Source organism: Pseudomonadales bacterium (assembly GCA_013215025.1).
Lineage (GTDB): Bacteria > Pseudomonadota > Gammaproteobacteria > Pseudomonadales > DT-91 > DT-91.
In genome coordinates this window covers 1-10,179 of record JABSRR010000048.1, presented here as the reverse complement: position 1 = coordinate 10,179, position 10,179 = coordinate 1, and the positions used below count along the sequence as shown (strand labels likewise).

Genomic DNA, 10,179 nt, shown 5'->3' with positions numbered 1-10,179 from the left:
CTAAGTAGGTTGCTGAAACCTGGCCAGGTCATCGCCTTATCGGCGCCGACAAACTGACCGTTGTTAGCTAAGTAACCGGCCTTTGCCTGCGCATCGACACCGCCAATAGCATCTTGCGGGGTTGCCAGCAGCGGCCAGTCGTAATTAAATCCGTTCCACAAAATACTGTTGGTCGCACCTTCAGCCAAATCTGGCCCAGATACAACACGAAAATAAAACAGTGCTAAGAAGAAGGAGAAGAAAAACATCACTTCAGAAAAAATAAACCACTGCATGCCGATCCGGTAGGAACGCTTTAATTGTTCAGAGTTCATGCCTTGAAGATTTTCTTTAATCGTCAAGCCAAACCAAACACCCAACACGGTAATAAACATTGCCAAACCAGCGCCGAATAAAAACCAGCTGGTAGAGCCCGAGCCATCACCAGCAGATAGCGCATTAATACCGCCCGCTACACCATAGACCGTCATCGCCAAAGTGACAGAGGCAAGAATCGCCATACTGCTTTGCTCTGGCACATAATAGGTCTGAAAATCTTCGGTTTTTTGACCTGCCATTGTTACTCTCCGTTATTACTGTGCAGCCACCTGAGCATCGTCAGGCTGCGGCGTCACATCAAAAATTGTATAAGCTAAAGTTATTGTCTGAATGTCATCCGGCAAATCTTGATCAACAATAAACTGCAGCGGCATATCAATGTCGCTACGGCCGGCTAACTCTTGTTTGTTAAAGCAAAAACACTCGGTTTTATGAAAAAATTCAGCTGCTCGTCCCGGTGAAACCGATGGTATTGCTTGCGCAACCATATTTCGCGGGGTTGGATTGCTAGCAAAAAACGTTGTATTGGTTGCTTGGCCGGGGTGCACCTTAATACTGGTGACCTCAGGCTTGAAGTCCCACACCATGCCGTCGTTATTTTCAGCCACAAATTGAATTGTAACCGTACGGCTGGTATCGACTTGAACTTCTACCGCTTCATAAGCGGCATCGGCGGTTTTGCCATTAATACCTGCGATATCGCAAAATACATCATATAGCGGAATCAATGCAAAACCGAACGCAAACATGGCCAGAGCGCCTGCAAACAACTTAATGACCAGTTTGTCAGCATTTTGTTTAGCCATGTTTACCTCTCTACCTCACATCATAAACAGCGTTTATTTGACTTGAGGTGGTACCTCGAAAGTGTGGTATGGCGCTGGCGTTGGAATTGTCCACTCCAATCCTTGCGCACCTTCCCAGACTTTATCTTCTGAAACCGGACGACCATTACGAATGGTTGAAACAACATTGTATAGGAACAATAGCTGTGCTGAACCATAAATAAAGGCACCAATCGACGACATCATATTGAAGTCAGCGAAAACCATATTGTAATCTGGAATACGACGCGGCATACCTGCTAAGCCAACAAAATGCTGCGGGAAGAAGGTTAAGTTAAAGCCGACAAAGCCGATCCAGAAATGCACTTTACCCATCGTTTCGTTGTACATCTTACCGCACCACTTAGGTAACCAGTAATAGGTCGCTGCTGAGATCGAGAAGATCGCACCTGCAACCATGGTGTAGTGGAAATGCGCTACAACAAAGTATGAGTCATGGTACTGGAAGTCATTCGGGGCGATTGAAAGCATAATGCCTGTAAAACCACCTACGGTGAAAAGAATCACGAAAGCGATTGAGAAAAGCATTGGCGTTTCAAAGCTGATCGAGCCTTTAAACATGGTAGTAACCCAGTTAAATACCTTCGCCGCCGTCGGGATAGCAATTAACATGGTTGCCCACATGAAGTAGAGCTCACCTGCAACAGGCATACCTACGGTAAACATATGGTGAGCCCATACAATGAACGAAAGGAATGCNATAGCTGCTGTTGCATAAACCATCGACGCATAACCGAAAAGCGGCTTACGTGAGAAGGTTGGAATGATTTCAGAAACCACACCGAATGCCGGCAAAATGATGATATAAACTTCAGGGTGACCAAAGAACCAGAAAACATGCTGGAATAGAACTGGATCACCACCACCTGCAGCACTAAAGAACGAAGTACCAAAGTGGATATCCATTAACATCATGGTTACCGCACCCGCAAGAACCGGCATTACCGCAACTAATAAGAAAGCCGTAATTAACCAAGTCCAAACGAACAGAGGCATCTTCATGTAGGTCATGCCCGGTGCACGCATATTGACGATAGTCGCGATAATGTTAATCGCACCCATGATCGATGACGCACCCATGATGTGAACACCAAAGATAAAGAACGTTACCGAAGGTGGCGCATACGTTGTTGAAAGCGGCGCATAGAAGGTCCAACCAAAGTTTGGACCGCCACCTTCCATAAATAATGAAGATACCAGAATCGCAAATGCAAACGGTAGAATCCAGAAGCTCCAGTTATTCATCCGCGGCAGAGCCATATCAGGCGCACCAATCTGCATCGGAATCATATAGTTAGCCAAGCCAACAAATGCCGGCATGATGGCACCAAATACCATCACCAAGCCATGCATGGTTGTCATCTGGTTGAAGAAGTTTGGCTCAACAAGCTGCAAACCCGGCTGAAACAACTCAGCACGAATTATCATGGCAAAGCTGCCGCCAAGAATAAACATGGCGAAGCTGAACCATAAGTACATACCGCCAATATCTTTATGGTTGGTTGTTAGCAACCAACGTGAAATGCCTTTAGCAGGACCATGTGCCATTAGATGCTACCCCCTACTGGTTTTTAAATTGATATACGTCGATAGGCTGGACTTTCTCACCCATATTATTACCAAATGCATTACGCTGGTAGGTAATAACTGCTGCCATTTCAACATCATTAATCTGCTGACCAAACGCCTGCATCATCGTGCCAGGGATACCGTTCACACCAATATCCAGGTGCTTATCAAGCGGACCCATAGCGACTGCACTGCCTGCGATGGCCGGACCAACGCCGCCTTCACCTGCCATGCCGTGACACGCTGCACATTTGCCGTCGTAGACTGATTTACCCTCAGCCATCAACTCGTCCATGGTCTTTTCAAGCTTAATCATTTCAGCTAGCGCTGCAGCTTGCTGCTGCTTATCAGCAATAAAGCTATCAAACTCAGCCTGCTCAACGACATTCACCACAATCGGCATAAAGCCATGGTCTTTACCGCAAAGCTCAGCACATTGACCGCGCAATACACCAGTCTCAAGTGGGCGCGCCCAAGTTTCGTTAATAAAGCCTGGAATGGCATCTTTTTTAACGGCAAGATGCGGCACCCACCAGGCGTGAATAACATCATTAGCGGTGATCAAGAAGCGGGTTTTTTTGTTCACCGGAATGTATAGCGGGTTATCCACTTCTAATAAATAATGCTCACCCTTCACATCTTCGCCAAGAATTTCAGACTGCGGCGTACGTAGGTTTGAGAAATATTCAACTGGCTCACCGTCTTCAAGCAGATATTTGTACTTCCACTTCCACTGGTATCCGGTGATAAGAATGTCAAGATCAGCGTCTTCAACATCATATAATTTGATCAAGGTAGACGAAGCGGGGACCGCCATCAATACAAGAATAATAGTCGGTATAATCGTCCATGCTAGCTCGGCCACGATATTTTCGTGGAAGTTAGCTGGCTGATGGCCTTTCGACTTGCGATACGCAAACATCGAATAAAACATAAAACCAAACACGCCAATACCGACGATAATACAGATCCACATAACTAACATATGCAAATCATAAATTTCACGACCAAGCTCTGTTACACCCGGCACCATATTCGTCATGTTTGGTCTGTCATTCGCAACAGCATCTGATGACAACATCGCCAAGAAAAGCACAGGACTTAGCGCCAGCTTTTGTAGCTGTCTCGCTTTCAGGTACATAATTGCCCGTCTCTCCGTCATGTTATTTAAAAATGGAGCGATTTAACGCAAGGTTAATTCGCAAGATAGAAACATTATTTTTAGCAACCACAACATCTTGTGGTATTTATAAATAAATTTTCTATATGTTGTTTTTGCACCAAAATTACGCACTAAGGTGCGACAAAACGCCGCAGATTATACAGATAGCGCCCCATAAAAGCCATATTATCTCTATGGCTTTATGGTAATTTAATGACAATTTTTTTAGCTTACAAAGCCGTGCTAAAAGGGCTACTGATTGCCCACCAGCACCGCCTGAGACTCAATATAGTCGACCACTATTTTGCGATTTTCAAGATTTGTGAACGCGGCAATATGGCCGCCAGTATAGCGCATCAACTGTGCAGGTGCTTTGGCCGCATGTTCCAGCATCTCGGCATGCTCAAACGCCACAACGGGATCCTGCAGTCCGTGCAGAATTAATAATGGGGTGGGACTAATCTGATCGATAACTGAGACTAAGCTGAAACGCGAGGATACCGTCCAACTCAAAGGGTATTGAAAGGCCCATGTAAGCCAAGATTTGCTCAAGGCTTGGCGCGCCACCAAGCGATAGTCTGCAAAGCCGGACTCTAAAATAATCAGCGACATCTGCGACGCTATATCCGGCCGCGTTGCCATTACATAGCCAGCCATAGAGGCACCCATACTTTGCCCCAGTACCACCCGCGGCTTATCGGCTGCAGTACGCGCTAAAAACCACTCGCTGACTTCGGCAATATCGCCCAATACCAGGGGCAAATCAGGCCAGCCCTGAGACTTACCAAAGCCGCGGTAATCTAGCAAATAAACATCAAAACCAAGGTCAGCAAACCAGAACACCGCATTAATATGCGTTGAGATATTCTGGGCATTGCCATGAAAAAACAAGATGCTGCCGCGTGAATCTTGGTCTACGTTTCGACTTGGCAGATACCAGAGATTTAGCGCCAAGCCATCAGACATAGGCAGCATGATATTTTCATAGTCATAACCCAAATCCGCCGGCGTTTGCAGCCACGCTTGTTGCGGCAAGAAAAATAAATTGGTGCAGCCAGATAACTGAACTAAACAAAGCCAAACTATCAATAGTTGAATGATACGCCTCATCGATAGTGCCACCGCCAGGCTAGCTGCGCTTCTGTATAGTCACGATACTGCTCGTCAAAATCATAATATTTAGCCTGCACACGCAGACCGTTATTTCGCGATAGCGGCAGATGCCAACCCAATGCCCCCTCAACGCGCTGATCATCTGCAATAAACTGATAAAAGCGGCTCTCAGCAAACCAACTACCACTGTCAGACTGCATAAACACACCGGCCTGAACGCCAAGTCCTAGAGCTGCCTCTTGCTGCATTTTACGATTAAATTCAACCCGGCCATTTAGCAAGATATAGGCATTCAACCCTAACAAGGGGTAGGTTTTGCCGTAGGCGCCCTCGGCGAACCATATCGGCGTATCGCCGGGCTCAGGGCTTTTATCTGAGGCAGCTATCTGAGACTTACTCGGCTGAAAACTTAAACGCTCAAAGCCGGCGCGAGAGCGCCAGCTATTACCGTTAAAGAATCGACTGGAAGGGCTTAGCGAGCTCACCTCTAGAATATTCAACTCGCGCAAATCAAGCTTGGCATTGTCATATACTCTCAATTTAGCCTGCCCTAAATTCAATGAGATAGACTCGGGGTAACCTGCAGGATTGTCTAGCAGATCGTGATAACTCGCCTTCCATTCAAGCTCAAAAAATTCACGGCGGTAAAGCTCATGATAACCGAGGTAGCCCGTCAAGGATCGTGATTCGTGACCTTGCTCCGGCCGAATCGGCTGCTCTGGCTGGCTATCAACACGAAACGCTGCCCATTGATTCATCGCTCTTAATAGCTCGAAACTGACATCGGCGTCTTGTTGCCGCCGCGCTTTGCGATTATTTTTATAACGCAGGTAATGATAGGCTAGCTCAGCAACTTGGTAAGCACGCTGCCCATCTGACGCGTCGAAGCTCAGATCTTGCCAGCGTAATTCTTGCTCAGCTAAGCGCCATGCCAATAGCTGGTCGTCGTCGGCCAGCTGCTGAATTTTATGCTGTAGCTTTTTTTGATTCGACGGCCGATATTTTATTGCAGCCACTGCCTCAGCGTCAGCCACCACGCGAATCGTATCAATCGGAATCGCTGATAAAGAAAACTGGCTAGATAAATCAAGCGATGGTCTTGCCACCTCAATCAACTCGAGCAACCGGAACGAGCAATTTTCATCGATAAAATAATAATCGAAGTTGATATCATTGAGTTCCCATAAATGCGCCACTAAACGATCGGTTTCATCTGGGCTCAAATTCAGTTTGTATTCCCACAAATCACGATTATCTAAGCGCGAGTACTCTTTAATTTTTTCATGATAAGGGGAGTCATTGAAACGACCGGGGTAGCCACCAAAAATACCGTTGTAGGCAAATAACAAGCCGCCACCATCGGTCACTAAGGCGCCAAAACTTACGGCATAGGCATTTAGGTCACTTTCTGAATCTTTGCGATCAAAGCGTAAGAAGGTGTGACCATACATCGATGATGGGCTATTCAGATAGGAGGCCGCCAACACCAAAGTGACCGAGTGGGCCGAAATATGCTCACGCCATTGTTGATAATCTTGACATATCTGCACCGGCAGCGCCTCAGCAAAGCCCGGCAGCTGCTCCGCAAGCCACTGCCGTCGGAATGGAAACTGACAGAAAACATCGCCTCCTGCAAGCAAACTCTCGATAGTGGCCGCCAGCTCGGCCGCCGGGTCTGTTTTACCTGTTGGTGCTAAAAAATATCGCGCATCATCAACAAAGCTTTCTGAGCCCTGAAAATGCAAAATCTTTAACCATGCCGCACTTTCAGATAACTTTTTTTGTTCTGCCAGCTGCACAAAATCAAGCGGCTCAGCGCGCGCAATAAAGCTGCCGCAGAGGCCAAGAAACAACAGTGCAACAGAAATACAGTGCAACATAAACATCAACTTGGTTTAAATTTAAGACAAAAAAAAGCCTGATTTGCATCAGGCTTGATCACCGCAAAAGCGCTTATGAAACGTATTTTGCCAGTGACTCATCAGCACTGATGACTGATGCGATATTGTTTACAACTTCTTCAGCAGTCACATTAGCGCTGGTGAAAATCTGGTCAAAGTTGTTGTGTAGCTCTTGTTTAAAGGCTTCACGGTCTGCTGCATCAACACCGATAGACACAACAAAGGCAGTTAATACTTCGCCATCACCACGTGCCACATCTTCAGAAAACTCATCCAGCAGTGAGCTGATATCAACCATCTTGTCACCACCATAGGTGAGTGTGCCTGAGGTTGAGCAGCCATTGGTGCCAGATGTCATACCCAGCGTACCGTTATAGGTTGACGCATTGGTATAAGACGCTAGCGCATGGTAAAGCAGGCCTGACTGGCCCTCAAACAACATATTGCCCCAGCCACAGTTTGGGCCACCCGGTGCAACAGCCATAGCCTGAGATGAGGCTGCAGTGATTACTATACTTGCTAATAGTTTTTTCATATTGTTAATCCTTTCAATATTTTCTTGTTGTAAAGCAGAACACGCTATTGTGACTTGCTTGAACACACTATAAGTGACAGTCAGCTATCGATGCGAGTGTTTTTTGATAATAGTCAGGTTTATCTATTCAGCCTTAATCGCGCTTAGCTTTGGCGAACGCAGCGGCAAATGCGCTGCCCATTGCGCCGTCCGACTGTGACGCCCGCCGATTCTGCGGCTTAGCTTGGCCCCTCGCTTTAACAGACGTCGCCGATGACCTGCCGCGCGCTTGTGGCTTAGTATCTGATTGCGCCGCTGCAGGGTCATCGGAAAGGCGCATCGATAAACCAATACGCTTTCGATTGACATCAACTTCCATCACCTTGACTTTAACAATCTCGCCCGCCTTAACAACCTCACGAGGGTCCGAGATAAAACTCTCGGACATCGCTGAAATATGCACCAGCCCGTCTTGATGCACACCTATATCGATAAACGCGCCAAAATTCGTCACATTTGTGACGGTACCCTCTAAAATCATCGCTGGTTTCAAATCAGAGATTTTCTCAACGCCCTCTTTAAAATCAGCGGTTTTAAATTCAGGGCGAGGGTCGCGACCAGGCTTTTGCAATTCAGACAGAATATCTTGAATGGTTGGCAGGCCAAACTGCTCGGTGACAAATTCCTGCGGCTTCAAGCTCTTCAAGGTTGACGTATCACCAATCAGCTTTGTAACCGCCTTGGCTGCTTTATTCGAAATGGTTTCAACTAAAGCATACGATTCAGGATGTACTGACGAGTTATCTAACGGATTGTCACTATCTCGCACACGCAAAAACCCCGCAGCCTGCTCAAATGTTTTGTCACCAAAGCGTGGCACTTCCTTTAGAGCATCGCGCGTTGCAAACGTACCATTCAAATCACGATAATCGACAATATTTTGCGCGATACGTGCATTAAGCCCAGAGACTCGACTCAATAATGCAACCGACGCCATATTTACGTCTACGCCTACCGCGTTAACACAATCCTCAACAACACCGTCTAGGCTTCTGGCCAGCTGCACCTGTGACACATCGTGCTGATATTGCCCCACACCAATCGACTTAGGCTCTATCTTGACAAGCTCTGCCAATGGATCTTGCAAGCGCCGCGCAATTGATACCGCGCCACGAATCGTGACATCTAAATCAGGAAACTCTTTGGCGGCAAACTCAGACGCTGAATACACGGATGCCCCTGCCTCATTCACCACGACTTTTTTTAGGCCTAGATCTGGAAACTCCTTCATGATCTCGCCGACAAACTTATCGGTTTCGCGCGACGCGGTTCCATTACCTATGGCGACTAGCGCCGCATTATGCTTTTTAGCGAACTGCACAATTACTGCTGCCGACTCAGCAATTTGATTTTTCGGTGGCGTCGGATAAATCGTCGCGAAATCTACCAGCTTACCGGTATGGTCAACCACCGCCACTTTACAACCGGTTCGCAATCCAGGGTCGATACCAATCGTCGCCTTAGCGCCTGCAGGCGCTGCCAATAACAGATCTTTTAAGTTGTCTGCAAATACCGAGATTGCACCCTCTTCCGCTTTTTCACGCAAAGTGGTCATTAAGTCCGTCTCGATATGCGTATGCAGCTTGATACGCCAGGTCCAGCGAATCACTTCTTTCAGCCAAGCATCGCCAGCGCGCCCCTGATCTTCAAGGCCAAGATGCTCAGCAATCATAATTTGCCCTGGATGCACAGCGGTAAGCTTTGGAGGCTCGTCACCGTCTTGCGGTAAATCAATCTTAGCCTGCAAGAAGCCTTCGTTGCGACCACGAAATACCGCTAGGGCGCGATGCGATGGCACCGACTGATAGCTTTCTGAATATTCAAAATAGTCACGGAATTTTGCCGCTTCGGATTCTTTACCTTCGGCAACTTGAGCAATTAAATGCGCCTCTGCGCTTAAGAAATTGCGCAACTTGGCAATCAATGTCGCATCTTCGGCAAAACGCTCCATTAAAATGTATTTGGCGCCATCCAAGACTGCCTTCACGTCTGAAAATTCTTTCTCAGCGTTAAGGTATTTTGCGGCCTCAACTTCGGGCGCTAATTCAGGGCTATTCAGTAAGCTATCCGCGAGCGGCTCAATGCCAGCCTCTATGGCAATTTGCCCCTTGGTTCGACGCTTTTTCTTATACGGCAGATATAAATCTTCTAGGGTGTTTTTTGCAGTACAGCTAGAGATGGCGTTTTTCAACTCATCGCTGAGCTTACCCTGCTCATCAATACTGTTAAGAATGCTCTGTTTACGCTCTTCTAACTCACGCAAATAACGCAAACGATCATCTAGGTGCCGCAATTGCGTGTCATCTAATCCACCGGTGACTTCTTTTCGATAGCGCGAAATAAAAGGCACCGTAGCCCCTTCATCAAGCAGCGCCACGGTAGCTGTCACTTGGTTTGTTGGCACCGTTAATTCGTCGGCAATGATTTGAAAAATATTGATCATATCGCAGTAATTTCTTCAGGTTAGCTTGAGAACAGCTGGCGATTATGCGAGAAAAAAGCTGATAAAACGAGATTGTTTTTCATGATTTTTTATGGTGTATTTGAGCACCATAGCCCTTAGGAAATGCTTATGCTAGATAATCGATCACAGTTATCCAAAACCACGCTGACGCTGCACTGGCTCGTCGGCTTGATGATGATTAGCCTGCTATCCATTGGCATTTACATGACAGAAACCAAGGCATATGGTTTATA

At 46.9% G+C, this 10,179-nt stretch carries 9 protein-coding genes; 1 reads left to right on the top strand and 8 read right to left on the bottom strand.

Annotated features, from left to right (window positions below):
- The 8 genes from HRU21_05245 to HRU21_05210 form a co-directional block, all read right to left on the bottom strand.
- Positions 1-557, bottom strand: a 557-nt coding sequence (locus HRU21_05245) for a cytochrome c oxidase subunit 3 (GenBank protein ID NRA41700.1), incomplete at its 3' end; no start/stop codon positions are given.
- A 15-nt stretch (positions 558-572) separates the two neighbouring features.
- Entirely contained in the window at positions 573-1,124 is a 552-nt protein-coding gene (locus tag HRU21_05240; GenBank protein ID NRA41699.1) for a cytochrome c oxidase assembly protein, read from the bottom strand.
- A 33-nt stretch (positions 1,125-1,157) separates the two neighbouring features.
- Positions 1,158-2,711 (bottom strand): cytochrome c oxidase subunit I, encoded by a 1,554-nt coding sequence (gene ctaD, locus HRU21_05235; GenBank protein NRA41698.1) that lies wholly within the window; start codon positions 2,709-2,711, stop codon positions 1,158-1,160.
- A gap of 13 nt (positions 2,712-2,724) precedes the next feature.
- Positions 2,725-3,873, bottom strand: coding sequence for a cytochrome c oxidase subunit II (gene coxB / locus HRU21_05230; GenBank protein ID NRA41697.1), 1,149 nt, complete (start codon positions 3,871-3,873; stop codon positions 2,725-2,727).
- Between the two features lie 273 nt (positions 3,874-4,146).
- A complete protein-coding gene (locus tag HRU21_05225; GenBank protein ID NRA41696.1) occupies positions 4,147-5,004 on the bottom strand; it encodes an alpha/beta fold hydrolase in 858 nt (285 codons plus the stop codon).
- Positions 5,001-6,887, bottom strand: coding sequence for a DUF4105 domain-containing protein (locus HRU21_05220; GenBank protein NRA41695.1), 1,887 nt, complete (start codon positions 6,885-6,887; stop codon positions 5,001-5,003). The genes HRU21_05225 and HRU21_05220 overlap by 4 nt, the downstream gene beginning before the upstream one ends.
- A gap of 73 nt (positions 6,888-6,960) precedes the next feature.
- The gene (locus HRU21_05215; GenBank protein NRA41694.1) at positions 6,961-7,443 is read right to left on the bottom strand and encodes a DUF3015 domain-containing protein; all 483 of its coding nucleotides are present in this window, start codon (positions 7,441-7,443) and stop codon (positions 6,961-6,963) included.
- Positions 7,444-7,576: 133 nt separating this feature from the next.
- Positions 7,577-9,925, bottom strand: a complete 2,349-nt coding sequence (locus HRU21_05210) for an RNA-binding transcriptional accessory protein (GenBank protein ID NRA41693.1) — start codon at positions 9,923-9,925, stop codon at positions 7,577-7,579.
- Positions 9,926-10,054: 129 nt separating this feature from the next.
- Here HRU21_05210 and HRU21_05205 point away from each other — a divergent pair.
- On the top strand, positions 10,055-10,179 hold a 125-nt coding region (locus tag HRU21_05205), incomplete at its 3' end, for a cytochrome b (GenBank protein NRA41692.1).

Bases quoted from the DNA above. Each gene is read 5' to 3' on its own strand.
- HRU21_05240 (NRA41699.1), bottom strand. From the start codon at position 1,124: ATGGCTAAACAAAATGCTGACAAACTGGTCATTAAGTTGTTTGCAGGC.
- coxB (NRA41697.1), bottom strand. From the start codon at position 3,873: ATGTACCTGAAAGCGAGACAGCTACAAAAGCTGGCGCTAAGTCCTGTG.
- HRU21_05225 (NRA41696.1), bottom strand. From the start codon at position 5,004: ATGAGGCGTATCATTCAACTATTGATAGTTTGGCTTTGTTTAGTTCAG.
- HRU21_05220 (NRA41695.1), bottom strand. From the start codon at position 6,887: ATGTTGCACTGTATTTCTGTTGCACTGTTGTTTCTTGGCCTCTGCGGC.
- HRU21_05215 (NRA41694.1), bottom strand. From the start codon at position 7,443: ATGAAAAAACTATTAGCAAGTATAGTAATCACTGCAGCCTCATCTCAG.
- HRU21_05210 (NRA41693.1), bottom strand. From the start codon at position 9,925: ATGATCAATATTTTTCAAATCATTGCCGACGAATTAACGGTGCCAACA.